Origin of the sequence: Streptacidiphilus cavernicola, from assembly GCF_042510955.1 — a bacterium.
In the GTDB taxonomy this organism is placed as follows: Bacteria; Actinomycetota; Actinomycetes; order Streptomycetales; family Streptomycetaceae; genus Streptacidiphilus; species Streptacidiphilus cavernicola.
The window spans coordinates 235,168-259,623 of sequence record NZ_JBHFAB010000001.1; the positions used below are offsets into that span (position 1 = coordinate 235,168).

A 24,456-nucleotide genomic window follows, 5' to 3' on the forward strand; every position below is an offset into this window, starting at 1 on the left:
TGCGGTGGAGGTACTCCGAGGGCACCTCGCGGACACCGATTCCATCCACCTGACCCGCCGAGAGGTGACGGAGATCTGGCGCGAGGCTGAGCTGATTCAAGGTGAGACATGGCGTGCGGCGCGCGCGGCAGGGGGCACTGCGGTCGACGACTTTGATCTCTGGGGGGAGGCGATGAGGGCCCAGCGGACTCGCCTGAGCAGAGGGCATGCCATGGAGTTGCAGCTTGTGCTCGAAGACAGCGGCATCTACTGCGAGCCTGCCCTGGGGCGGCTGTCCTCCATGGCTGCCGTGGTTCACATCTATAGGAAGTGGCGCTGATCGGTAAGGTCGCCGGTCCGCTGATCTACTTCCTGATGCGGTGGAGCATAGCCGAGGAGGCGTCAGCGTATATGGCGGAGATAGCCGTGCCGCTGGGGCTGGTCTGCTTCGATCCCCAGGCCCGGCAGCTCAGGCCCTGAGCCCATGGCCCTGCGGCAGTCGCTTCCCAAGGAAGGTGCCAGCTACTGGGATCCGTAGCCGGCGGCCATCTCCAGGTTGGATTCGATGGCTCGGAACTGGGCGGTGAGGTATTCGGCCCAGGCACTGTTGGGAAACAGTTGGAGGTGGGGGCCGAGGGTGCCGGTGAGCATCCGGCGGAACTGGGTGAGTTCCCTGCTGACCCAGGTCAGTTCCCATGCCTCCAGTTCGGGTTCGCTCGCGCAGAAGTGGTAGCCGAGCTCGCGCGTCCAGAGCAGGGGCGGCCATCCTTCTTGCGCGCAGAGGTCTCTGAGCGTGACCAGTGCGCGACGGGTCTGCCAGCGGCTGAGTCCGCAGTCCGCGGCGAGTTCGAGCAGGGCCAGGCCGGTGGGGGCGACTTCGAGGAGCCGGGTGCGTACCAGGTCAGCGTGACGCTCCGCTGTCGCGGAGAGGCGCTTGGGCACGGCTGCTACTCACCCTTCAGGATGCGGGCCAGTTCCTCGTCCATGTCGGTCTTGCCGGTGTCGACCGCGGTCTCGATCCAGTCGAGGGTCGCGCGGACCCGGGCGATGTTCTCGTGGACGATGGTGCGTTCGTCCTGGCCCAGAGTGCGGTCGCGCAGGCCGGGGACGGCGCGGCCGGCGGCGGCGACGAAGGTGTGGCAGGCGGTGACCAGGTCCAGGAACTCCACGGTGCGGTCGATGTGCCGGACTGTTGGGGCGACGGGGCTGGTGCGCTCGAAGCTCTCGCGGGCCTGACGGCTGCGCTCGACTTGGGCATGGTTGACGTGGAAGCGGGCGGTGTCGTCGCCCATCGCCTTGAACGCGACCTCGGGGCGCCGCAGCAGGTTGGTCGCCGCTGTAGTGGCGACCGCCTCGTCGCGGGTGAACTCCTCGACCACGCGGGCCTTGTTCTCCGTGGAGACTTTGGCCGTGACCTGCGGGCGCCGCAGGAAATCGGTCGTGACTGTCGCGGCGACCTCCTCGTCGCTGGCCAGCTGGTGGATTGCGGTGATCTTCTCCTGGGTGCTCTGCGGGTTGTCGACGGTCCACCCCACCCGTCGGTTGGCGTCGTCTGCGCACCACCGGGCCTTGTCCTGCGGCGGCGTTTTGATCGCAGCGAACCTCTCCTCCTCGTCCTCGATCCGCGCCAAGATGCGGTGGATCGTGAACGAGACTCCTGGCTGCCGGCGTTCCTTCGGCCAGCGCGACGCCGCTTGCCGGTAGCTTTCCACCGTGGAGACCTGCAACCCGATGTCGTCGGCGAGGCGGAGCATGGACTGTCGGACCGACCCCGTGTCCACGGGGACGCCGCGGGGCCTGAGGGGTTCGATCTCCAGGGCTCGGTCGCCGATCGTGAACGCTCCCTGAGTCTGCTGTTCGACGACGTCGCGCAGTTCGGCGATGATCTGCTCGTAGCGGGACTGGCTGACGCTGCCGACCTTGTCGGTCTCCTGAGTCATGATTTGTCACCACCAACTACGGGCCGGGGCACGGCACTTGTGTCCGAGACAGGACGGGGCCCGCTTCCATCACGAGAGTCATCCCGCCAATCCTAAGATCGCAATAGATGACTGCAAATGACTCTCTTTGCACGGAAATTGGCGTCTGATGCCCCCACTCAGCACACACCATGCCCGCTGGATAGGCCACTGCGGTCGTTTGGGGTCATTGGCGGTCACCATCTGTGATCATGCCTATGTTCTCCTACGGTGGCGTGAGCTTTCGGACCGGAAGGGCCGGCCCGGAGTTCGCCGGTGGTCCTGCGGGTGGGAGGCAGATGATGACGACGCCGTGGTTCGAGCGACTGGACGAGGAAGAGGCCGTGGTGCGCGGCGAGTTGGCCGCGCTGCGGGAGAAGGCCGCCGCCCTGGAGGAGCGGCTCGCGCACTTGGCGATCACCCGGGAGACACTGGCGTCGCTGCAGGGCCGTGGCCGCGGGCGCATCATCAGCGGCCCGGTGCCGTCGGCACGGTTCCCGGGGCCGGCCGTCGTGTCCGAGGCGGAGCCGCCTGCTTCATCGGGGCCGCTGGATCTCGAAGTGGCCCGGGAGGGCATCTTGGTCCTGCTGGCCGGGGCGAACCGGGCGATGAAGGTGCAGGACATCGGGGACGCGATCGGCGAGCAGGCCGACCGGGTGGAGACCACGCGCGCCCGGCTGAAGAAGCTGGCGAAGGAGGGCCTGGTCGTCGAGGTGTCGCCGGCGTGGTTCGCGATCGCGCCCGCCGCCCCGCGACCTCGCCCGGAGAACCCGGAGGCAGAAGGGGCGGCCTGAGGAACAAGGCCGGGGGCGGCACCGCCGAGGGTTCAGCTCGGCGGTGCCGGATGCGTGAGGTCCGTTCAGCGGTGGCTCGCGCGCTTTGAGCGTAGTAGTCGTGCACGGCACTCGAAGCGCGGAGCCGCGAAATCACCGTGCCCGGTCGCCTGTTGGCGGTTTCGGGCGCGAATCGAGGCTCAATGCTTCCCACTTCGATCAGTCCCGCTCTGCGGCGGCCACAGCCCAGCACCGGTGAAGGCAGCCAGCCGGGCGACGGTGGCGACGTCGGGCCAGGAGAGTCCGGAGAGCAGGTCCGCGATGGCCTGCCGGTTGACCCCGGATCCCTCGGCCGTCGCCCGCAGGCTCAGCCCCTGCTCGTCCATGGCCTGGGCGAGGGTGCTGGCGATGTACCGCACGGCCTCGGCGGCCACGTCGGCGCCGGGCTGCTGGGGCCAGGCTTCCGGATCGTCGGTGAGTTGCCGCGGGGGGCGTGCGCGGGAGCGTCCGCCGACCATGTGCGCACCGTCCTGTCCATAGAAGTCGATCAATCATGGAATGGCTGCTTGTCCAGCCGGTATGTATGGACCGTGGCCCTTGATCCGCAGACGTCCGCGAAGATCACCCGCTATCGGCCTCGGAACCCTCCCGCCGCCTGGGACCAGGTCGCTCCGCTGGTGCGCTCGGTGGTCGCCGCGACGGTCACCGCGGTGCCCTACGACGTGGAGCGGCTGCTGCACATCACCGGACGCCTCGCGCTGTGGGCCGAGGCATCCGGATTGGAGCGGGAACCGGACGGCTGGCTTCGCAACGAGGTCATCGACGCGTTCGTGCTCTCCCTGCTCGGCGAGGTGGGCGCCTCGACCATCCGCACCTACCGCACCTGGCTGCTGCGGGTGCGCGACGCGCTGGCCTTCGCCGAGCGCGGCGAGCCGGCCCCGGCGCGACTGCACGCCCCGCCCAACCCCCACCAGCCCTACAGTCCGGCCGAGTTGGCCGAACTGCGGCACTGGGCAGCGCATCTGCCCCGCCAGCAGCGCGCCGACGGCCTGGCGCTGATGGGACTGGGCGCCGGCTTCGGTCTCACGCCGCGCGAGGTCGCGGCCAGTACCGGGGGCGACCTGCGTAGGTCTCCGGGCTCCGGTCCGCTGCTGCACACCGGGGTCCGCCGCCCGGTCCCGCTGGCGGCCCGCGCCGCCTGGGACCCGCTGCTTGGCGAACTGGCCGACGCGGCGGGCCGGGGTTACCTGTTCCGGCCCCGGCCCACGGTGGAGTTCGCCAAGAACCTCGTCAACTCCTGGCCGCTGGCGCACTGCCCGCCCGACCCGCTGCCCGCCCTGTCGGCGGGAAGGCTGCGGGCGACGTGGATCGTGGAGCTGATGGCCGCCCGTATCGACCACGACCTGATCGCCAAGGCCGCCGGACTGGCCTCGGCCGCCTCTCTGGCCCGCTACCAGCACCACGTTCCCCCGCTCGACGACGCCACCGCGATCCGGCTCCTGCACGGACCCGCCCGGTGACCCTGCCGCAGTCCTGGCGCGACCCCCTGAAGATTCGGGCCTGCCGTCCCAAGCCCGCCACCGACGCCCCCGCCACCTTGGCCGACTCCAAGGTCGGCCAACTCCTGCACCTGGTCCGCGCCAGCGGCAGCCTGGACCTGGTCGAACAAGAGCTGGCGGGGCGGCCCGGACCCTCCGGCCTTCCGGTCGAAGCCGTGCTGACCGGGCTGCTGCTGGCGCTGCACTACCACGACAGCGCACAACTGGCCGTCGCCTGCCGGGTCCTGCTCGATGAGCTCACCGACACCGCCAGGACCTGGCTCGGCATCGAAGCCGTGGACCGCACCGACCTCCACCAACGAATCGCGTTCGCCAAGCGCGTCTACCGGACCTTCGACCGCCTCACCACCGCACTGGACCCCGAACGCGTCGACCGCCGCAGCCGCCTGCCCCGCGACCAGGCCGACACACACGCCGCCACCTGGGAAGACACCAACCCCGAACACCTGCGCAGACGAGCAGTACTGCAGCAGATCAGCGACGCCTTCGTCCTGGCCCCGGTCCGCCACGCCCTCGACCGCGGCTGGCTCAAAGGCTGGCCCGGCGACGTCGGCGTCGACATGACCGGCGTCCCCGCCTGGCACCACCCGCCCAGCGACCGCCGCGACCTGGGCTCCATCGAGACCACCGCCGGCTGGCACTTCAGCGCCGGAGACACCGAGGGCGTCTTCGGCCACAGCCTGACCCTGCCGGTCGCCGCCAGCCGCCGCAGCAACGGCCGGCGCATCAGCCGCCACCCGCAGCTCGCACTCGGAGCCGTCCTGGACACCGGCGGCAAACGCCCCGGCCCCAACGCCGTCCACGCCCTGCAGCAGCTGCAGCACCTCGGACTGCCGACCGGCGTGCTGGCCGCCGACCGCGCCTACACCGACCAGAAGTCCGAACACTTCCAGACCCACGCCCGCAAACTCGGCTACCAACTCGCCCTGGACTACAAGCAGGAACACCGCGGCATCCAGGGCACCCACCACGGCGCCCTGCTGATCGACGGCACCCTCGCCTGCCCGCTGACCCCCAAGCCGGCCGCCACCGCCACCACCGGCCTGGACGACAAGCAGATCCGCGAGATCGACACCGACGAAGAACTGAAGAAGCGGATCGCCGCCCGAGAACCCTTCCACCTCAAACACAAGCAGGGCCCCGACCACACAGGCACGATCCGGCTGCAGTGCCCCGCAGCCGGAACCTCGCCCTCGATCACCTGCCCACGCTTCAACCGACTCCACCCACCCGCGCGTCCCGCGCCAACCGTCGTCGACCTGACCGACCGGCGGGCCGTCGCCGCCCACTCCGCCGCGAAGCCCGCCGCCCAGATCACCCAGGCCGAACGGCTCCACCCGCCCACAGCGAAGGAACTGCCCAGGATCTGCCAGCAGCCGACAATCACCATCCGCCCCGGTGACCTGGGAAAACTCGACAAGTTCCGCCAAGACCGGCCCTACCTCAGCGACGCGTGGCACGACGTCTTCAAGCCCATCCGGGCGAACAACGAGGGACTGAACGGGCGTGGGAAAGGGCACAAGGTCGACCTCGCCGAGCCGAAGCGCCGCCTCGCCCACGGCCGCGCGGCCCAGACCATCCTGGTCGCCCTGACGATCTGCACCCTGAACCTGCAGATCCTCCACGACTGGAAGCACACCACCGGCACCGCAGACCCGATCCTGGCGGCCGAGGACGGAGAACCGTCGGCCAGTGCGCCTGCGGGCAGACCCGCCGCGACCGGACGACCCCCGCCAACCGGCTAACCCGCAGTCAGGCGATGAATCCGAGAGCCAGGCCCCGCACCGCCGATGATCCACACGTCGGCGGCGGCCCCGGCATGCCCTCCGCACCCCGACCCACCCCCAGACCACACTGCTGAGCACCGGAAACCGAGCCACAGGGCCGCTCCGGCACTACAACGGCAGCCGGACGGACCCCGAAACCACGAGATCCCGCCGAGAAGGATCTTCTCGGCGGGATCTCGTCAACCGCTCCCGAGCGAACTCAAGAACAGCTGGTTGGTGGAGCTGAGGGGATTCGAACCCCTGGCCCCCTCGATGCGAACGAGGTGCGCTACCGGACTGCGCCACAGCCCCAACGAGAAGAAACTCTATCAGGTCCGCGAGGGTGGTTCTGCACGATTGCCGCGCTGGTGGGAGCAGGTCACTCGTTGGCGGCACGGGGGTGCGGGGCGTCGTCGGCGTACTGGTCGAAGAGCGGGGTGGCCGGGGGGCGCTTCGCCTTCGGGGGCTGGACCTGCGGCTGAGCCGGCGGCGGAGTGGCGGTCCCGCGGCCGGCGCTCCAGGTGTCCGGGGCGTTCAGGTCCAGGCCGCCGCCGGTGCTGCGGGGGGCGACCGGGGCGGTCACGTAGGTGGGGAGCGGGACCGGCACCGGGTCCCAGGACTCCGCGTCGGCCGCGCGGTCGCGCGGCGCGCTCCAGCCGTCCGTCTCGTCGGAGTCGTCCGTCTCGTCGCTGTCGGCGGCCTCGACCAGGGCCTGGACATGGTGCACGCCCGCACCCGCCGCGGTGCGTCCGGCCGGGTGGGCAAAGTCGCGCGGACGCGGGGAGGGGGCCGGGGCCGCCGCGGTGTCGGGCGCGGCAGCGGCGCGGCGGCGCTCGCGCTCCCGCTCACGGAGTTGCTGGGCGGCCTCGGCGGCGCGGCGGCGGTCGAGCTTGACCTCGAACCGGCGCCGCTCCTGGCGCCGCAGATGCGCGATGTAGACGGAGAAGAGAACAGCCGGAACGCCCGGGATCCAGAGCAGCGAGACGCCGCCCACCGCGGCGGCGATCATGCCGACGGTGAACGCGGCGAACAGCAGGATCACCATTCGCCGACGCCGCGCCAGCAGGGTTGCCCGGCGCTGCGGATCGGGACGGCGACCGGCGACGCCCTGCCCCTGCGGGCGAGCCGGACCGGAGCGGGCCGGGCCGGGGGACGGCTGGGCGGCGGCCGAAGCGTTCGGCGCGGACGCGGCTGCGGGCTGCGGTGCGGGCGATGCGGGCGGTGCGGGCTGGTGGGACGGGACCGGCCGCCCGGCTGCGGCACGCTCCGGCCCGGGAGCGGCGGCCGAGGGACGCGGCGACATCAGCGGTCCGGCGACGGACGGGCGCGCGGCGCGCGGCAGGGCCTGCGACGGCTGCTGCGTCAAGGGCCGCGCCGGTGAAGCCACCTGCCCCGCACGCGGCACCTGCCCCGAACCCGACGACTGCCCCGAACCCGACGCCTGACCCGCACGCGCTGACGGCCCGTTCGGCGAAGCGCCGTCCAGCGGCGGCACGTCCGCCTGCCCCGTGTCCGCCTGCTGTCCGGTGTCCGTCTGCCCGGTGACGGGCTCCTCGCGTCCGCGGGCGGCCTTCCGCTCCATCGCCGCGCGGCCGGACAGCAGCCGGATCGCGGTGCTGAAGCGCTCGGTGGGGCGGGCCTCGTTCAGCTCGTCCTGACGACGGAGCCACATCGGCACCAGATAGGCAGCCCAGGCCCCCACGATCACCGCGTAGATGAGGCCGCTACTGCTCACGCTTCACACCGTACGGGGGCAGGGGAGCCCCTCGCTGCAATTCCGGCCGGTGTGTCGCGCGATCGTGTTCATCTCACCCTATTTTTGTCGCTTTGGGCGGCAATTATTGGCAACGAGCGGCACCGAGCACCCAACTACTGGCCGAGATGTTGCTTCCCGCCGCGCCAGCGCGCCAGCAGTCCCTCCGGCACCTCGTCCGCCGTCAGCGCGAACACCAGGTGGTCCCGCCAGCCGCCGTCGATGTGCAGGTAGCGCGGACGGACACCCTCCTCGCGGAAGCCGAGCTTCTCCACCACCCGTCGGCTGGGGCTGTTCTCCGGACGGATGCAGACCTCGATCCGGTGCAGCCCCATGTCCCGGAAGCAGTGGTCCACCGCCATCGCCACCGCGGTCGGGATGATGCCGCGGCCGGCCACCGCCTCGTCCACCCAGTAGCCGACGTTGGCCGAGCACATCGACCCCCAGGTGATGCCGCCCACGGTCAGCTGGCCGACCAGCTCGCCCTGGTAGGTGACCACGAACGGCAGCATCCGCCCGGCCTGCGCCTCGGACCGCAGGAAGTGGACCATCTGCCGGTAGGTCGGCCGCGGGGTCGAGTTGTTGCCCGGCTGGGCCGGGGGCACGGTGGCCTCCCAGCGCCGCAGCCAGGACCGGTTCCGGGCGCTGGCCTCCTGCCAGGCCCGGCGGTCGCGCACCCGGATCGGACGCAGGCCCACCGGCCCCTCGTTCAGCTCGACCGGCCAGAAGGCGTTCAGCGCGGGCCTCCTGACGGGGCGTCCAGGTCGGTGCGCGGGTGGTCGCCGCCGCCGACCTGGTCCACGGCGTGCGCGAGCAGCGGCGCGAGGACGGCGAGGCCGTCCCTCACGCCGCCGCTGGAACCGGGGAGGTTGACGATCAGGGTGGACCCGGCCAGGCCGGACAGTCCGCGGGAGAGCGCCGCGGTGGGCACCCCGCCCGCACGGCCCTCGGCCCGGATCGCCTCGGCGATGCCGGGGACCGGACGGTCGATCACCCGGGCGGTCATCTCCGGGGTGAGGTCCATCGGGGTGAGCCCGGTGCCGCCGGTGGTGAGCACCACGTCGTAGCCCTCGGCCGCGGCGGCCCGCAGCACCTCGGCGACCCGCTCGCCGTCCGGGACCACCAACGGGCCCTCCGCCTGGAAGCCCATCGCGGTCAGCCCCTCGACCAGCAGCGGACCGCCCTTGTCGGGGTAGACCCCGGCGGAGGCGCGGTTGGAGACGGTGACCGCCAGCGCGCGGCGACGCGGCACCGCGGCCGGGGACGGTCCGGCGGCCGAGCCCGCCGGGGCCGGTTCAGCCGGAGACGGAGGCGGGGCCGCGGCCGGAGGCGGGGTTCTCACTGGGCGGCCTCGGCGAGAGCCTCGCGGTGCCAGTCGCCGCTCTTGCCGCCGGTCTTCGACTCGACCTGGACGGCGTCGATCCGCGCGCCCTTGTCGACGGCCTTGACCATGTCGATCACGGTGAGCCCGGCCACGGCGACGGCGGTCAGCGCCTCCATCTCCACCCCGGTCCGGTCGGCGGTGCGGACCGTCGCGGCGATCTCCACCGCCCGGTCGGTGACCACGAGGTCGACGGTGACGCCGGAGAGGGCGATCGGGTGGCACAGCGGGATCAGGTCGGGCGTGCGCTTGGCGCCCATGATCCCGGCGATCCGCGCCACCGACAGGGCGTCCCCCTTCGGCACGCCCTCGCCGCGCAGCAGTTCCACCACCCGGGGGGCCACCAGGACGCGGCCGGTGGCCCGAGCGGTCCGCACGGTGGCGGCCTTCTCGGAGACGTCGACCATGCGGGCCGCCCCCGTCGCGTCGACGTGGGTCAACCGGTCGCTGTGCGAGCTACTCAAGGTGTCGTCTCCTGGGGCCGTTGCCGTGCGGGCACAGGCTATCGCTGCCCGCCCCGAACGTCAGGTCAGCCACGGTCGCGGCTCCCGCAGGGCCCTGGCGGGCGGGGCTGCGGTGCATGCGCGCCGCAGGCGCGGAGCCCTGCGGGCAGCTGCAGTGCGCGAGCGCCGAGGTGCAGGACCCCGCCGGGCGGCCACGGCGCACGCGCGCCAAGGTGCGGCTTCGCCGCAGAGAGCGCGGCCCCGCGCCCCGCGCGGTCACTGCTCCGTTGCCGGGACCGCTTCCAGCAGGATCACCTGGACGGTCTCCCCCGCCGCCACCGCCGTGGTCGCCTCCGGCACCACCACCACCGCGTTGGCCTGGGCCAGCGAGCCGACCAGGTGCGACCCCGCGCCGCCGACCGGCGTCACGCTGCCGGCCTCCCCCGGCCTGCCCAGGACGTACCGGGCGCGGGCGAACTGACGGCGTCCGGACGGCGACTCCAGGGCCTGGGTCAGCGTGGCCCGGACCACCGGGCGGTGCACGTCCTCGACGCCCATCATCGCCAGGATGGCCGGCCGCACGAACAGCTCGAAGGAGATGTACGCGCTGACCGGGTTGCCCGGCAGGGCGAACAGCGGGATCCGGTCGTCGAGCAGCCCGAAGCCCTGCGGCTTGCCCGGCTGCATCCGCAGCTTGCGGAAGTCGATCTTCCCCAGCGCCGGTTCGGCCCCGTCCTCCTCGGCCGCCAGCGCCTCCTTGACCACGTCGTACGCGCCGACGCTGACGCCGCCGCTGGTGACCACCAGGTCCGCCCGGCTGAGCTGGTCCTCGATCACCTCGCGCAGCCGCTCGGCGTCGTCGGGCACCCCGCCGACCCGGTAGGCGATCGCCCCGGCGTCCCGCGCGGCGGCGGTCAGCGCGAAGCTGTTGGAGTCGTTGATCTGTCCGGGTCCCGGCTTGGTCCCCGGCGGCACCAGTTCGCTGCCGGTGGAGAGCACCACGACCCGCGGCCGGGGCCGCACCTTCACCGCGTCCAGGCCGATCGCGGCGAGCAGCCCGATCTGCGTCGGGCCGAGCACCGTACCGGCCGGAAGGACGGCCTGGCCCGCGCTGATGTCGTCGCCGCGGCGGCGGACGAAGTCCCCGCCGTCGGCCGGACGGAACACCTTGACCTCGCCGCTGGAACCGTCGGCCGCCCCGGCGGACGTGTCCGAGGCCGGACGCATCCCCGCGGCGGCGTCCCTGCCACCGCTCCCCCCGTCGGTCCACTCGACCGGGACGACCGCCTCCGCCCCCGGCGGCAGCGGCGCGCCGGTCATGATCCGGGCGCACTGGCCCGGACCGACCACCGGCAGGTTCGCCGTCCCCGCGGCGATGTCGCCGACCACGGTGAGCACCGAGGGGTACTCCGCGGTGGCCCCGGCGACGTCGGCGACCCGGACCGCGTACCCGTCCATGGAGCTGTTGTCGAACGGCGGGAGGTCACCGCCCGCGCTGATCCGGTCGATCGTCAGACAGCCCTGGGCGTCCAGGAGTTGCATGTCCAGCGGGGGCAGCGGCTGCACCTGGGCCAGGATGTCGGCGAGGTGCTCGTCGACGGTCCAGTAGCGCTCCGCGGCCTGGTCGGCGGCGCAGGGGTCGCCCTCCGCGGTGTGCCGGTGGCCCGCGTCCTGCTGCTCCGCCGCCGTGGTCGCTCCGTCGCTCACTGTTGGTACCCCCTGCTGCCGTGTGGTCGAGCCGTTCGGTCCACCCTGACGGACCGTACCCGTCCGATCATGCCTGATCGGCTGCCCGATCCGGCTGATCGGGCCGACCGGGAGCCGCTTGCCCGGCTACTCGTCGCCCGCGAGGAGGTCCAGTTCGCCGTCGGCGACGAAGTGCCGGAGCCAGTCGCGGAACTCCGGGCCGAGGTCCTCCCGCTCGCAGGCGAGCCGGACGATGGCGCGCAGGTAGTCGCCGCGATCGCCGGTGTCGTAGCGGCGGCCGGTGAAGATGACGCCGTGCACCGGGCCGCCCCGGCCCGGCGTGCGCTGGGCCAGCACCCGCAGCGCGTCGGTGAGCTGGATCTCGCCGTTCACCCCGGGCTTGGTGGTGTGCAGCACCTCGAACACGCTGGGGTCGAGCACGTAGCGGCCGATCACCGCGTAGCTGCTGGGGGCCTCGCCCGGGGCCGGCTTCTCCACCAGGTCGGTGATCCGGACGATCTCGTCGTCCGCGCCCAGCGAGCCGTGCCACTCGGCCGGCTTGACCGCGGCACAGCCGTAGAGGTGCGCCTGCGAGGGCTCGACTTCGATCAGCGCCACGACGCTGCCGCCCAGCTCGCGCTGGACGTCGATCATCTTGGCGAGCAGCGGGTCGCGCGGGTCGATCAGGTCGTCGCCGAGCAGGACCGCGAAGGGCTGGTCGGCGACATGCGGCTCGGCGCAGAGCACCGCGTGGCCGAGGCCCTTGGGGTCGCCCTGCCGGACGTAGTGCATGGTGGCGAGCTCGCTGGAGGCGCGGACCCGGTCCAGCTTGACCTGGTCGCCCTTGCGGATCAGCTGCTCCTCCAGCTCGTAGGCGCGGTCGAAGTGGTCCTCCAGCGGACGCTTGTTCCGGCCGGTGATCATCAGCACGTCGGTCAGCCCGGCGGCGGCGGCCTCCTCCACCACGTACTGGATGGCCGGCTTGTCCACGACCGGGAGCATCTCCTTCGGGGTCGCCTTGGTCGCCGGAAGGAACCGCGTGCCCAGACCGGCTGCGGGGATGACGGCCTTGGTGATCTGGCGCGTACGAGCTCTCGTCATGGGGATGACTGTACTGTTCCCGGGCTGCGGATCAGGGCCGACTCTCAGCATTCAGGGACAGATCACAGCCTTGCGCGAGAAGTGCGTATACCGGCTGCGACGTGGAGGTTTCCGAAACCTTCAGACCCACTTCCGGTACCGTCCCCGGCACCGTTCCCGGGGCACGGGCGGCGGCGAGCGCCTGGTCGGCGGCGCGGAGCAGCAGGGCCGCGTGACCCCCGTCCCTGGGCAGCACGGCGATGCCGATGGCCGCACTGAGCCCGTTCTCCGGAGCCGCCCCGGACCCCGCACCCGCACCCGACGCCGCGTCCACCCCGGTCTCCGACGGCCCGTCAGCCGCCACCAGCGCCGGAACCGGTACGGCGGGGAGGGCCAGCGGGTGCCGGCGCACGGTCCAGCGCAGCCGCTCGGCGACGTGCTCGGCCCCGGCGGCGTCGGTGTCCGGCAGCAGCACCAGGAACTCCTCGCCGCCGTAGCGCCCGAACACATCGGCCTCGCGGACCTCCATCGCCAGCCGCTGGGCCAGGTCCCGCAGCACCGCGCCGCCGCGCTGGTGGCCGTGCTCGCGGCGGATCCGGTCGAACCCCTCGACCTCCAGCAGCAGCAGGGCGAGCCGGTCCGCGCCGTCCGGCTGCGGGTTCCGGGCGCAGCGGGCGATCTCGCGGTCCAGCGAGAGCTGGAGGTAGCGGTAGTTCCAGACCCCGGTCAGCGGGTCGGTGTAGGAGGTGCGTTCGAGTTCGGCGCGGCTGTGCTGCAGCCGTTCCACTTCCTGCCGCAGGCTCTGCGTGTGCGCCGCGGCGATCCGGCGGGTACGGCGCAGGCTGGTGCCGACCACGGCGACGGCCAGCAGGGCGATCAGCAGCAGCGCGGCGAGGACCGCCGTCCACTGGTTCGCTGACAGGTCGGTCGGCATGGGAGGCCCTTTCTCGCCGCGTGCAGACTGGGCATGCACCGCTCACACCAGATCCGAAAGGGATGCCCCTTCGATGTTCAACGACAAGACAGCGCTGAGGACACGGCTTCTCGCCGCCCGCGCCGAGATGTCACCCGAGCAGCGGCAGCAGGCGGCGCTCGCGCTGGGCCGCCGAGCCCTCGACCTGCTGCCGGAGCAGCCGCGGGACGGACTGCCGAGCGTGGTCGCCGGCTACGTCTCGATGGGCGCGGAGCCAGGGACGCACGCCTTGCTGGACGCGCTGCGCGCGCGGGGCGCACGGGTGCTGCTGCCGGTGCTACTGGAGGACAACGACCTGGACTGGGGCGTGTACCAGGGCGCGGACGCGCTGGTGGCCGCCCGCCGGGGGCTGCGCGAGCCGGGCGGCGCACGGCTGGGCGTGCGGGCCGTGTGCGAGGCGGACCTGCTGCTGATGCCGGGCCTCGCGGTGGACCGACGCGGCGTCAGGCTGGGCCGCGGCGGCGGCAGTTACGACCGGGTGCTGGAGCGGCTGGCCGCGGCCGGGGCGAGCGGCGGCCGGGGCGGGCCGCGGGCGTCGCTGGTGACCCTGCTCTACGACGGCGAGGTGCTGCCGGAGGTCCCGGCCGAGCCGCACGACCGTCCGGTGGACGCGGCGGTGACGCCGTCGAAGACCTACCGCTTCGACAGCGCCACCGCCTGACCGTCACGACCTCACGGCTTCAGCGTCAGTGTGTCGGCCGCCGCCGCCTTCACCGCCGACTCGGTGAACGGCCAGGTCAGCAGCTGCCCGTCGGCCCACAGCTGGGTCTGGTCGTTGTAGTGCGCGTCATAGGCGTGCCCCGACGCCCCGCCCAGGTTGATCCACCGTGAGGCGTCCAGGTCGGACAGGTCCACCACCATCCGCATCGACGGCGCCCAGTCCACCTGGTAGCCGGCCGAGGCGTTCCAGCCGGTGGCGTCGACCGCCGCGGTGCCGCCGTCCAGCTGGTACGGGCCGCGGTTGAGCAGCTTGTGCACCAGCCCGGAGAAGATCGAGGAGTTGTCGGTGCCCAGCGTCTGCTCCTTGAGCGTCAGCGTGTGGATCCGGCCCCAGCTCCAGCTGCCGATGTCCTTGCCCATCAGCGCGGTGAGCTGGTTGCGGGCGTCGACCACGGCCTTGACCAGCATGTTGTCCAGGCCCTGGACCTGCGCGCCGCGGCTGTCGGTGTAGGTCCACCAGCTGCTCTCCGGGTCCTTCAGCAGCTGGGTGACCGCGGTGGTCCACTGGTCGCCGCCGTCCGGCTGGGCCTGGTCGGGGTCGCGGGTGCCGCAGATCGACTCCAGCTTGGGCGGCCCGTTGAGGCTGTCCGCCGGGACGTTGGCACTGGTCGGCGGCAGCTGCATGACGCAGTCGGTGGTGGCCCTGACCTGCGCCGGGAACTTCTCGTCGAAGGCCAGGTGGAGCAGGTTGCTCCAGACCGCGTTGTAGTACGCGGCGGCGGCGGAGCCGGAGTCCTGCTTGTCGTTCCAGTCCTTCAACAGCTGCAGCGCGTCGGTGTAGTAGGGCTTGTCGTAGTCGGCCGGGAGCTTCACCTTGAGCAGCATCGGCACCAGCGTGGTCGCCATGGTGCTGGTGTCGTCCAGCTGCATCTGCTGCATGTCGTCGGGCGAGATCCGGCCGTCGTTCTTCAGCTTGGAGGTGATCAGGCTGGTGATCTGCTTGGCCCGGGTGCCGTAGCCCCAGTCGTCGGTCAGTTCGTAGGGGTAGCTGCGGTCCACCAGCGCCTGGTTGGCGGTGACGATGTAGCCGGCCGCCGGGTTCTCCACGTAGGGCAGCGCCTTCTGCGGGATCATGCCCTTCCACCGGTACGCGGAGTCCCAGCCCGGCTCGGGATAGGTGCCGTCGTCGCCGGTGGCGCGGATCGGGATCTGGCCCGGCGCCTGGTAGCCGATGTTGCCCTGGGTGTCGGCGTAGATCAGGTTCTGCGAGGGCACCGCGAAGTCCTGGGCGGCGGCCCGGAACCCGGCGAAGTCCTTGGCCCGGTCCAGCTCGAACACGGCGTTCATGGTGCGGCCGGAGAGCGCGGGGTCCAGTGCGGTCCACTTCAGCGCGATGGCGTAGCCGCCGCCGCGGGCCGGGGCGTCACCGCCGACCGGGGCGTCCTGGCCGACGTTCTGCTCCTCGGTGCTGTGGTCGGAGATGATCGGCATGCCGTCGGCGGTGCTGCGCACGGTGACGGTCTGGTCCGGCCCCCCGGCCACCTTCAGCACCACCTGACGGGTGGTGAACTTCTGCTCCTTGCCGTCCAGCAGGTAGGTGTCGGGGCCGGTGACCTGCTCCAGGTAGAGGTCCTGGACGTCGGCGCCGAGGTTGGTGAAGCCCCAGGCGATGTCCTGGTTGTGGCCGATCACCACGCCGGGCATCCCGGCGAAGGTGTAGCCGGTGACGTCGTACGGGCAGGCGGCGCTGACGGTGGTGCAGTGCAGCCCCATCTGGTACCAGATCGACGGCATCCCCGGGCCCAGGTGCGGGTCGTTGGCCAGCAGCGGCTTGCCGGTGGTGGTGTGCTCGCCGGACACCACCCAGGAGTTGGAGCCGATGCCCTGCCCCGGGGTGCCCAGCAGCGCGGGCACGCTGTCGACGTTGGCGGCGAGCTGGGTCGCGGCCTGGTTCAGCCCCTGGACCGTCGTCCCGCCGCTCCGGTAGCCGGCGTTGGTCCCGGCCGCCGCGCCGCTTCCGTTCGGACCGGAGGAGCCCGGAGAGCCCGACGAACCGGAACCGGACGCCACGTCGCCGTCGGCCGGGGTGTAGACCGCCTGCGGGGTGCCAGCGCCCTTGACCGTCCCGGTCTTCAGGATCGTCCCGTTGGTGCTGTACGGGTAGTCGGGGTAGAGCTGGGCGATCTGCTGCTTGCTCAGGCTCTGCGAGAGCAGCGAGCGGTCGATCTCCTGCTGCATGTTGCCGCTGAGGTCCCAGGCCATCGCCTTCAGCCAGGACACCGAGTCCACCGGGGTCCACGGGGCCGGCTTGTAGCCGCTGTAGGCGGTGCCGAGCAGCGCGTACTCCAGCGAGGCCCCGGCCCCGCCCGGGTGCTGGCCGAGCCAGGCGTTGACGCCGGCCGAGAACGCCGTCAGGTACTGCTTGGTGGCGGTGTCGAGCTGGGTGTCGTACTCCTTCTGCGCGACCCCGCGCCAGTCCATGGTCTGGATGAAGGTGTCGGTCTCCACCTGCCCCTTGCCGAACATCGAGGAGAGCGTGCCCGAGGTGATGTGCCGGTCGACGTCCATCTGCCAGAAGCGGTCCTGGGCCTGGACGAAGCCCTGCGCCATGAACAGGTCGGCCGGGGTGTTCGCGTAGATCTGCGGGATGCCCTTGCTGTCGCGGGTGACCGTGACCGGGCCGGACAGCCCGGCCAGTTGGAGCGTGCCGGTGGTCTGCGGGAACGAGGACCTGACCGTCCTCACCCCCAGCCAGCCGCCGAGTGCTGCGCCGACGACCAGCAGCAACGCGAGCAGGATCACCAGCAGTCGGAGCCGGCGGAACTTCTTGGTGCGGGGCATCAGGGTCCTTGTGGGGCAGGGGCTCGTCCGCCGCCGTGCGGTGCGGCGGAGCCGACGCTAACACCTGATCCGGAATCGGCTACGACTGGTACAGAGCTCGCGACCTGCCCCATCCTTCACGTCTTACCCTGCAATACCAAGACCAGGTAAAATGTTGCCCCGAGCAACCGTCCCCTCCGACGTCTCCTGCTGTCCCCTGCCGTCTCCTCCGTCCCCCTGCCATCCTGCCGTGAGGTGCCCCTGCGTGACCGTTCACCATCTCGACACCCTGCTGCTCGCGTTCTCCGTCATCCTGCTGGTCGCCGTCGTCGCCGTACGCCTCGCCTCCCGGAGCGCGCTGCCGAGCCTGCTGCTCTACCTCGGCATCGGGGTCGCCCTCGGCCAGGACGGGCTCGGCATAGCCTTCGACGACGCCTCGTTGACCCAGGTCCTGGGCTATGCCGCGCTGGTGGTGATCCTCGCCGAGGGCGGGCTCAGCACCTCCTGGACCTCGATCCGCCCCAGCGTCCCCGCGGCGGCGGTGCTGGCCACCGTCGGCACCGGCGTCAGCGTCGCAGTGACCGCCACCGGGGCGCACCTGCTCACCGGCGCCGACTGGCGGCTCTCGCTGCTGCTCGGCGCGGTCGTCTCGTCCACCGACGCCGCCGCCGTCTTCTCGGTGCTGCGCCGGGTGCCGCTGCCGTCCCGGCTCAGCGGCCTGCTGGAGGCGGAGTCGGGGTTCAACGACGCCCCGGTGGTGATCCTGGTCGTCGCCTTCGCCACCACCGGACCCGTCGACACCTGGTACGTGCTGCTCGGCTCGATCGTGGCGCAACTGGCCATCGGCCTGGTGCTGGGCCTCGCGGTCGGCCGGCTGGGCGCGCTGGCGCTGCGCCGGGTCGCGCTGCCCTCGTCCGGCCTCTACCCCATCGCCGTGGTCGCGCTGACCCTGTTCGCCTACGCGGGCGGAGCGCTGCTGGACGGCTCCGGCTTCCTCGCCGTCTACATCTGCGCCCTGGTGCTGGGCAACTCCCGACTGCCGCACGGGCCCGCCACCCGGGGCTTCACCGAGGGCCTGGCCTGGATCGCCCAGATCGGCATGTTCGTGCTGCTCGGACTGCTGGTCAACCCGCACACCATGCTGCACGCGCTGGTCCCGGCGCTGGTGGTCGGCCTGGTGCTGGTGCTGCTGGCCCGGCCGATGTCAGTGCTGCTCACCATGACGCCGTTCCGGATCGCCTGGCGCGAACAGGCCCTGCTGTCCTGGGCCGGGCTGCGCGGCGCGGTGCCGATCGTGCTCGCCACCATCCCGGTGGTCGCCGACGTGCCCGGAGCAGACCAACTCTTCAACACGGTCTTCCTGCTTGTGGTGATGTTCACCCTGCTCCAGGGCCCCACCCTGCCCTGGGTGGCACGTAACCTCGGTATCGGCGACCCCGCGCGCGCCGGCAGGCTGGACGTCGAGTCCGCCCCGCTGGAACGGCTGCACGGACACCTGCTGTCGCTGACCCTGGCGCCCGGCTCGCGGCTGGCCGGAGTCGAGATCGCCGAACTGCGGCTGCCCAAGGGCGCGGCGGTGACCCTGGTGGTCCGGGACGGTTCCAGCTTCGTCCCGGGGCCGACGACCGTGCTGCGCCCCGACGACGACCTGCTGGTCGTCGCGACCGACCAGGTCAAGGACCGGGCCGAACGGCGGCTCCGGGCGGTCGACCGGGCCGGCAAGCTGGCCGGCTGGCTGGAGCGCAGGAGCGAGTACTGAGACCGGGCGTCGTCACAGCTCGTCGTCACAGCTCACAGAGGGCACGGTGGACTATCGCCGTGGAATACCGCATCATTGACCGTCGTTAGCACTCATCAGGCGAGAGTGCCAGGAGGAAACACAGTGCCGACGTACCAGTACCAGTGCACCGAGTGCGGCAACGGGCTCGAGGCCGTCCAGAAGTTCACCGACGACGCCCTCACGGTCTGCCCCAGCTGCACCGGCAGGCTGCGCAAGATCTACTCCGCCGTCGGCGTGGTGTTCAAGGGCAGCGGCTTCTACCGCACCGACAGCCGCTCCTCGTCGAGCAGCACGGTGAGCGCGGCCAAGCCGGCCGGCGAGTCGTCGTCGACCCCGTCCACGACGTCCTCCTCGACGCCCGCACCTGCGTCGACCTCCTCGGCGCCCTCGGCCCCGAAGGCCGGGAGCGGATCGAGCACCTCCGCCTGATCCCGCGTTTCGTATGCTGCGGGTCATGACGAACCCTCAGCACGGCACCTCCGCCGCCGGTCTCCCCGCCGCCGAGATCGGCGTGATCGGCGGCACCGGCCTGTACGCGCTTGTGGACGACCTCGTCGAGGTGTCCGTCGACACGCCGTACGGGCCGCCGAGCGACTCGCTCTTCGTCGGCGCGATGGCCGGGCGGCAGGTCGCCTTCCTGCCCCGGCACGGCCGTGAGCACCGGATCCCGCCGCACCGGATCAACTACCGGGCCAACCTCTGGGCGCTGCGCTCGCTGGGCGTGCGCCAGGTGCTGGGCCCCTGCGCCACCGGCGGGCTGCGGGCCGAGCACGGCCCCGGCACCCTGCTCGTCCCGGACCAGTTCGTGGACCGCACCTCCGGCCGCACCCAGACCTTCTACGACGGCGTGCCGCGCGCGGACGGGGCGGTGCCCGAGGTGGTGCACGTCTCCGCCGCCGACCCGTACTGCCCGGCCGGACGCGCGGTCGCGGTCAAGGCCGCGGGCGCGGCGGGCTGGGAGCCGGTGGACGGCGGCACCCTGGTGGTGATCGAGGGCCCGCGCTTCTCCACCCGGGCCGAGTCCCGCTGGTACGGGGCGCAGGGCTGGTCCGTGGTCGGCATGACCGGCCACCCGGAAGCCGTGCTGGCCCGGGAGCTGGGGCTCTGCTACACCTCCATCGCCGTGGTGACCGATCTGGACGCGGGCGTGGAGACCGGCGAGGGGGTGACCCACACCGAGGTGCTGCGGGTGTTCGCCGGGAGCATCGACCGCCTGCGCGGGGTGCTGCACGGCGCGGTGGCGGGACTGCCGGCCACGGCGGAGCGGGACTGCGTCTGCTCGCACGCGCTGGACGGCCTGGAGACCGGCCTGGGGTTCTGATCCACCCGTCAACGGCTCTGATCCGTCAACGTCGGAGGGGTGCTTCTACCTCTTCCGGGCGACGGAGTTTTCCACAGCCCCCGAGTTGTCCACAGACCACGGCTCCGGGGCTGATCCGGCTTGCGGAACGGGCCAGGGTGGGAGACAGCCCCACCGGCTCCGGCCGGTGCGGCTCCCCCTTCCCGCGCTTTCCGTATCCGCAGGTGGTGACCAGCCATGTCCGCAATGATCGACAGCCCGGTCCGGCACGTGAACCGGCATCGTGCGCACTCCCTCCGCCCCACCCCCGGCCGCGACACCGCCCCTACCGCTACCGCGGACCGAGCCGCCGAGTCCGCGACCGACCCGCTGTGGACGGCCACGGAGTCGGTGACGGAGACCTGGGACGACCGAATCTGGGACGACAAGGGCTGGGACGTCGACACCCTGGAAGCCTCCGGGGCGGAGTCGGCCGGGACGGCGGCCTCCGCCGCCCACGCACCGTCCCCCGCCACACTGTCCCCCGCCCCGGTTCCAGCTCCCGCCCCTGCTCCCGCCCCCGCGTTCGACACCCGGCCCGTGGTGGCCCCCGGCCCCGCCTCGCAGCCGGGCGACGGCCTCTCGGTGCCGCCGCGGCGTACGGTCGGGCCGTTCCCGCCGATCAGGGCCGGTGGCGGGCGGCACCGCCTCCCCGCCGCCGTACGCCGAAGGCCGGGCCCGATCGCGGCCGGGCTGATGGTCGCAGCGACCACCCTGGCCGCGGGCACGCTGCGCTTCTCCGCCCCGGCCCCGCTCCGCACCTCGGCGGACGCCGGGCACCAGTGCGGGCCCCTCCTGCCGGGCGAGCCATGCCGCTGAGCGGCGGCGCCGCCGCTCAGCCGCCGTGGTGCGGCGGCGTCTCGCGGCGGTACCACGCCTCGTCCCGGCCGGACTCGGCGTCCCCGCCCCAGCCGCGGTCCGTGTCGTCACGGCTCGGCCGGTTCAGCGGGTCGTCGAAGACCAGCCCGGGACGCCCCGTCGACGCCGCGGCCTGGCGCACCACAGCCCCGGGCACCTCGGCCTCGGGGGTCATGGCCTCGGGGGTTTCCTCATCCGGCATCGGCTCCATCCCCTCAGGCTACGCGGCCCCGCAGGGGCTACGCGGCCTCGAATCCGGAGTGGTCTGCGATCTTCCGCAGTTCCGCCAGCGCGTGCTTCTCGATCTGCCGGATTCGCTCACGGGTGAGCCCGTGCTGCTTGCCGACCTCGGTGAGGGTCCGCTCGCGGCCGTCCTCCATCCCGTAGCGGGACCGGATGATCGAGGCGGTGCGCTGGTCGAGCCGGCCGATCAGGTCGTCCAGCTCCTCCCGGCGCAGCATGACCAGCACGGCGTCCTCGGGGGACGTCGCCCCGGTGTCCTCGACCAGGTCGCCGAACTGGGTCTCCCCGTCGTCGTCGACCGTCATGTTCAGGCTGACCGGGTCACGGGCCCAGTCCAGCACGTCCTTGATCCGCTCCACCGTGGTGTCCAGCTCGGCGGCGACCTCGGCGTGCTCGGCGTCGCGGCCCAGTTCCTTGGACTTCTCGCGCTGGACCCGGCGGATCCGGCCCAACTCCTCGACCAGGTGCACCGGGAGCCGGATGGTGCGGGACTGGTCGGCGATCGACCGGGTGATGGCCTGGCGTATCCACCAGGTGGCATACGTGGAGAACTTGAAGCCCTTGCCGAAGTCGAACTTCTCCACGGCACGGACCAGGCCGGCGTTGCCCTCCTGGATGAGGTCCAGCAGCGGCAGGCCGCTGCGCGGATACCGGCGGGCCACCGCCACGACCAGACGGAGGTTGGAACGGATGAAGACGTCCTTGGCGCGAGCGCCGTCCTCGGCGATGGCGCGCAGCTCGTCCTCGCTCGCGTCACCGGCGGACTCGCTGTTCGCCAGCAGATGTTCGGCGAAGACGCCCGCCTCGATGCGGGTGGACAGTTCGACCTCCTGCGCGGCGTCGAGCAGCGGGGTCCTGGCGATCTCGTCGAGATACATGCCGACGAGGTCGCGGTCGGCCTCACCAGCGGTGGGACGCGCGTTGCGGGTCCGGTCGGCCTTGTCGCGGACGACGGCACGGGTGGCCATGCTTACTCCCTCTCGGAGGCGGGACGGGCCTGGCTGACCCGTTCTTGGCTGCCTTTCATAACGATGTAACGGCCAGAATCTGGACATCATTCCCAAGGAGGCGGTTTTTCCGCGCCGAGTGCAGTATCCTGTGGGATTTTCCCGAATATTCCTGCGGAGCGTGTTCGCTCGATCACAGCCGGACGGCCCGGGGGTCGCCTGGCGACCTGCGCTCGACCTTCACTCTCGACCTGTACTGACGTGAACGATTGTCCGCTCGCCCCTTGTTCCACGCTCGTCGGCGCATTCACGCCCGTAACGCCGACGCCGCCCCCGACCGGGCGGAGACCCGGGCGGGACGGCGGGACAACGGCGGGGACGACGGCGCAGTGGCCTTCGGCTGAGGGCTCAGCTCCCGGCGTACTGGCGGCCGGCGAAGCGGCGGGCGAAGCCGTCGCCCACGTTGGCAGTGACGGTGTAGTCGTAGCGGCCCGCAGTGCTGGTCAGCGTCCCGGTCCAGCTGCCTCCTGCGGCCACGGTGACCTGGCGGGAGCTGCCGCCGCTGGCGCCCTGGGCGACGTTGGCGCCGATGGTGAAGACCACCGCGACCGTGCCCGCGTTGGTGAGGTGCAGGGTCTGGGTGGCGCCGTCGGCGGCGTCCACGGCGTACGCCTCGGGGTGGCCCTTGGTGGTGCTGGTCCACGTCCGCACGTCGCCCTGGAAGCCGCGGAGGTAGCCGTCCGGGCCGTGCAGGTCGACGTCGTAGAGGCCGCCGCCGTAGCTGAGGGCGCTGAAGTAGTCGCTGATGCTGCCGCCGGCCGGGCAGGTGTAGCGCCAGTCGGCGTAGGTGCGGTGGTTGACCGCGTAAGCGGCGAAGCCGGCGCCGAGCGAGCCGTTGGCGACGGTCTTGAACCAGAAGCGGTTGGTGGAGGTGTCGGTCCAGGAGGTGGTGTCGAAGCGGTAGCCGACCGGCAGCGCCGGGCGGTCCCCGGTCTCCTGCGCCGGCGTGGTCGAGCTGGACGGGGCGGTGGCCGAGGGGAGCGAGTCCTGCGCGTTGCAGGCGGCGACCAGCGCGGCGGTGTCCGGGAGGTTGGTCGGGAAAGCGGTGGGGGTGGTGGAGAAGGTGAAGGCCGAGGTGAGGTCGCCGCAGACCTGGCGGCGCCAGGCGGAGATGTTGGGCTCGGTGACCCCGCTCCAACGCTCCACGAACTGCAGCACCGAGGTGTGGTCGAAGGTCTGCGAGCAGACCTTGCCGCCGGTGCTCCAGGGGGAGATGACGGTCATCGGCACCCGCGGGCCCAGCCCGATCGGGTTGCCGCTGATGAACTCGTCGGCCGTGCCGGTCGGCGGAACAGGAGGCACCACGTGGTCGAAGAAGCCGTCGTTCTCGTCGAAGTTCAGGAAGACCACGGTCTTCGCCCAGGTCGCCTGGTTCGAGGCCAGCGCCTCCAGGATGCCGTTGACGTAGTTCGCGCCGTAGGCCGGCGGGTTCGCCGGGTGCTCGGACTCGGCCGCCGGCGCGACCACCCAGGAGACCTGCGGCAGCGTGCCGTTGGTGACGTCGGCCTTGAAGTCGGCGACCGAGTCCACCGAGCGGGCCATGCCGCGGGTGTAGAGCGGGGAGGAGGTGGAGGCGTTCTTGAACTGGGTGAACCAGGCCAGCGGGTTGTCGTCGTAGTTGTCGGCCTCCTGGTAGATCTTCCAGCTGATCCCGGCGGCCTGGAGCCGCTCCGGGTAGGTGGTCCAGGTGTAGCCCTTCTCGCTGTTGTCGGTGACCGGGCCGCCGCCGGTGCCGTTGGGGTCGATCCAACCCGACCACTGGTAGAGGCGGTTGGGGTTGGTCGGGCCCTGCACCGAGCAGAAGTACTGGTCGCAGATGGTGAAGGCGTCGGCCAGCGCGTACTGCCAGGGGATGTCGGCGCGGGCGTAGTAGCCCATGCTGGTCTTGGTCTTGGCGGGGATCCAGTTGTTGTAGAGGCCGCCGTTCCAGGCCGAGTGCGTGCCGGACCAGGAGTGGTCCAGGTCCACGATGCGCTGCGCGTCGGTGGTGCTGGTGTCCAGGTGCCACGGCTGGAGCACGCTGCCGCCGCTGGGGCCGCTGGTCGTCTGGTGGAACACGTCGGAGTTGTTGGGGAAGCGCAGCAGCGAGGTGTCGCCGAAGCCGCGGACCCCGGACAGCTTGCCGTAGTAGTGGTCGAAGGAGCGGTTCTCCTGCATGAAGATCACGACATGGCCGATGTCGTTGATCGAGCCGGTGCCGGACGCGGACGTCGCGGCGGCGGCGCGGAGCACGGACGAGGGCAGCGCGTTGACGCCGACAGCGGCGGTCGCGGCGGCGCCCGCTCCCAGGAAGGTGCGACGGGAGAGCGACGGCATGGTGGTACCTCCGGAGACGCGGGTCGAGCGGGGCGCTCGAAACTCTCCGGGGGTCAGATGACGCGGGAGGCCGCCTGGCATG

General features: G+C 71.9%; 23 protein-coding genes and 1 tRNA gene. 9 read left to right on the forward strand and 15 right to left on the reverse strand.

What is annotated here, in order from left to right; translation table 11 throughout:
* Positions 1-309: 309 nt before the first annotated feature.
* Positions 310-459, forward strand: coding sequence for a hypothetical protein (locus ACEZDE_RS01055; RefSeq protein ID WP_380530593.1), 150 nt, complete (start codon positions 310-312; stop codon positions 457-459).
* 42 nt (positions 460-501) lie between these two features.
* Here ACEZDE_RS01055 and ACEZDE_RS01060 read toward each other — a convergent pair whose 3' ends face one another.
* Both ACEZDE_RS01060 and ACEZDE_RS01065 read right to left on the reverse strand, forming a co-directional pair.
* Positions 502-921 (reverse strand): RacP protein, encoded by a 420-nt coding sequence (locus tag ACEZDE_RS01060; RefSeq protein WP_380530596.1) that lies wholly within the window; start codon positions 919-921, stop codon positions 502-504.
* A 5-nt stretch (positions 922-926) separates the two neighbouring features.
* Entirely contained in the window at positions 927-1,919 is a 993-nt protein-coding gene (locus ACEZDE_RS01065) for a DUF6192 family protein (protein ID WP_380530599.1), read from the reverse strand.
* Between the two features lie 317 nt (positions 1,920-2,236).
* Between ACEZDE_RS01065 and ACEZDE_RS01070 the strand changes: the two genes are divergently transcribed.
* Entirely contained in the window at positions 2,237-2,731 is a 495-nt protein-coding gene (locus ACEZDE_RS01070; protein WP_380530602.1) for a hypothetical protein, read from the forward strand.
* A gap of 179 nt (positions 2,732-2,910) precedes the next feature.
* On the opposite strand, the gene ACEZDE_RS01075 is transcribed toward ACEZDE_RS01070, so the two are convergent.
* Positions 2,911-3,228 carry a helix-turn-helix domain-containing protein gene (locus ACEZDE_RS01075; RefSeq protein WP_380530604.1) on the reverse strand — a complete coding sequence of 106 codons (318 nt, stop codon included), beginning with the start codon at positions 3,226-3,228 and terminating at the stop codon, positions 2,911-2,913.
* Between the two features lie 72 nt (positions 3,229-3,300).
* Between ACEZDE_RS01075 and ACEZDE_RS01080 the strand changes: the two genes are divergently transcribed.
* Positions 3,301-4,230, forward strand: a complete 930-nt coding sequence (locus tag ACEZDE_RS01080; protein ID WP_380530607.1) for a hypothetical protein — start codon at positions 3,301-3,303, stop codon at positions 4,228-4,230.
* Positions 4,227-6,014 carry a hypothetical protein gene (locus ACEZDE_RS01085; protein ID WP_380530610.1) on the forward strand — a complete coding sequence of 596 codons (1,788 nt, stop codon included), beginning with the start codon at positions 4,227-4,229 and terminating at the stop codon, positions 6,012-6,014. The genes ACEZDE_RS01080 and ACEZDE_RS01085 overlap by 4 nt, the downstream gene beginning before the upstream one ends.
* Before the next feature lie 256 nt (positions 6,015-6,270).
* Here ACEZDE_RS01085 and ACEZDE_RS01090 read toward each other — a convergent pair.
* From ACEZDE_RS01090 to ACEZDE_RS01125, 8 genes are all read right to left on the reverse strand, one after another.
* Positions 6,271-6,347, reverse strand: a tRNA-Ala gene (locus ACEZDE_RS01090).
* Between the two features lie 67 nt (positions 6,348-6,414).
* Positions 6,415-7,770, reverse strand: coding sequence for a gephyrin-like molybdotransferase receptor GlpR (locus ACEZDE_RS01095; protein ID WP_380530613.1), 1,356 nt, complete (start codon positions 7,768-7,770; stop codon positions 6,415-6,417).
* A gap of 134 nt (positions 7,771-7,904) precedes the next feature.
* Complete coding sequence (locus ACEZDE_RS01100) at positions 7,905-8,525, reverse strand: GNAT family N-acetyltransferase (RefSeq protein ID WP_380531174.1); 621 nt, start codon at positions 8,523-8,525, stop codon at positions 7,905-7,907.
* A complete protein-coding gene (locus ACEZDE_RS01105) occupies positions 8,522-9,040 on the reverse strand; it encodes a MogA/MoaB family molybdenum cofactor biosynthesis protein (RefSeq protein ID WP_380530617.1) in 519 nt (172 codons plus the stop codon). Before ACEZDE_RS01105 ends, ACEZDE_RS01100 begins: the two co-directional genes overlap by 4 nt.
* An 86-nt stretch (positions 9,041-9,126) precedes the next feature.
* The gene (moaC, locus tag ACEZDE_RS01110; protein WP_380531177.1) at positions 9,127-9,576 is read right to left on the reverse strand and encodes a cyclic pyranopterin monophosphate synthase MoaC; all 450 of its coding nucleotides are present in this window, start codon (positions 9,574-9,576) and stop codon (positions 9,127-9,129) included.
* A 312-nt stretch (positions 9,577-9,888) separates the two neighbouring features.
* Positions 9,889-11,319 carry a molybdotransferase-like divisome protein Glp gene (gene glp / locus ACEZDE_RS01115; RefSeq protein WP_380530620.1) on the reverse strand — a complete coding sequence of 477 codons (1,431 nt, stop codon included), beginning with the start codon at positions 11,317-11,319 and terminating at the stop codon, positions 9,889-9,891.
* A 126-nt stretch (positions 11,320-11,445) separates the two neighbouring features.
* Positions 11,446-12,399 (reverse strand): UTP--glucose-1-phosphate uridylyltransferase, encoded by a 954-nt coding sequence (locus ACEZDE_RS01120; RefSeq protein ID WP_380530623.1) that lies wholly within the window; start codon positions 12,397-12,399, stop codon positions 11,446-11,448.
* 31 nt (positions 12,400-12,430) lie between these two features.
* Positions 12,431-13,312, reverse strand: coding sequence for a GGDEF domain-containing protein (locus tag ACEZDE_RS01125; RefSeq protein WP_380530626.1), 882 nt, complete (start codon positions 13,310-13,312; stop codon positions 12,431-12,433).
* A gap of 73 nt (positions 13,313-13,385) precedes the next feature.
* On the opposite strand from ACEZDE_RS01125, the gene ACEZDE_RS01130 reads away from it, so the two are divergent.
* Positions 13,386-14,012, forward strand: a complete 627-nt coding sequence (locus ACEZDE_RS01130) for a 5-formyltetrahydrofolate cyclo-ligase (protein WP_380530629.1) — start codon at positions 13,386-13,388, stop codon at positions 14,010-14,012.
* An 11-nt stretch (positions 14,013-14,023) separates the two neighbouring features.
* Here the strand turns inward: ACEZDE_RS01130 and ACEZDE_RS01135 are convergent, their stop codons facing one another.
* Positions 14,024-16,852, reverse strand: coding sequence for a penicillin acylase family protein (locus ACEZDE_RS01135; protein WP_380530632.1), 2,829 nt, complete (start codon positions 16,850-16,852; stop codon positions 14,024-14,026).
* A gap of 151 nt (positions 16,853-17,003) precedes the next feature.
* Between ACEZDE_RS01135 and ACEZDE_RS01140 the strand changes: the two genes are divergently transcribed.
* The 4 genes from ACEZDE_RS01140 (at position 17,004) to ACEZDE_RS01155 (ending at position 20,769) form a co-directional block, all read left to right on the forward strand.
* On the forward strand, positions 17,004-18,590 hold the full coding sequence (locus ACEZDE_RS01140; RefSeq protein ID WP_380530635.1) for a potassium/proton antiporter: 1,587 nt from the start codon (positions 17,004-17,006) through the stop codon (positions 18,588-18,590).
* A 123-nt stretch (positions 18,591-18,713) separates the two neighbouring features.
* Positions 18,714-19,040 (forward strand): FmdB family zinc ribbon protein, encoded by a 327-nt coding sequence (locus tag ACEZDE_RS01145; RefSeq protein WP_380530638.1) that lies wholly within the window; start codon positions 18,714-18,716, stop codon positions 19,038-19,040.
* A 13-nt stretch (positions 19,041-19,053) separates the two neighbouring features.
* Positions 19,054-19,932 (forward strand): S-methyl-5'-thioadenosine phosphorylase, encoded by an 879-nt coding sequence (locus ACEZDE_RS01150; protein WP_380530641.1) that lies wholly within the window; start codon positions 19,054-19,056, stop codon positions 19,930-19,932.
* A 216-nt stretch (positions 19,933-20,148) separates the two neighbouring features.
* Positions 20,149-20,769 (forward strand): hypothetical protein, encoded by a 621-nt coding sequence (locus ACEZDE_RS01155; protein WP_380530644.1) that lies wholly within the window; start codon positions 20,149-20,151, stop codon positions 20,767-20,769.
* A gap of 16 nt (positions 20,770-20,785) precedes the next feature.
* Here ACEZDE_RS01155 and ACEZDE_RS01160 read toward each other — a convergent pair whose 3' ends face one another.
* The 3 genes from ACEZDE_RS01160 to ACEZDE_RS01170 form a co-directional block, all read right to left on the reverse strand.
* The gene (locus ACEZDE_RS01160; RefSeq protein WP_380530647.1) at positions 20,786-21,010 is read right to left on the reverse strand and encodes a hypothetical protein; all 225 of its coding nucleotides are present in this window, start codon (positions 21,008-21,010) and stop codon (positions 20,786-20,788) included.
* A gap of 37 nt (positions 21,011-21,047) precedes the next feature.
* Positions 21,048-22,019, reverse strand: coding sequence for a sigma-70 family RNA polymerase sigma factor (locus ACEZDE_RS01165; RefSeq protein ID WP_380530649.1), 972 nt, complete (start codon positions 22,017-22,019; stop codon positions 21,048-21,050).
* A 387-nt stretch (positions 22,020-22,406) separates the two neighbouring features.
* The gene (locus tag ACEZDE_RS01170) at positions 22,407-24,374 is read right to left on the reverse strand and encodes a phosphocholine-specific phospholipase C (RefSeq protein WP_380530651.1); all 1,968 of its coding nucleotides are present in this window, start codon (positions 24,372-24,374) and stop codon (positions 22,407-22,409) included.
* Positions 24,375-24,456: the final 82 nt, after the last annotated feature.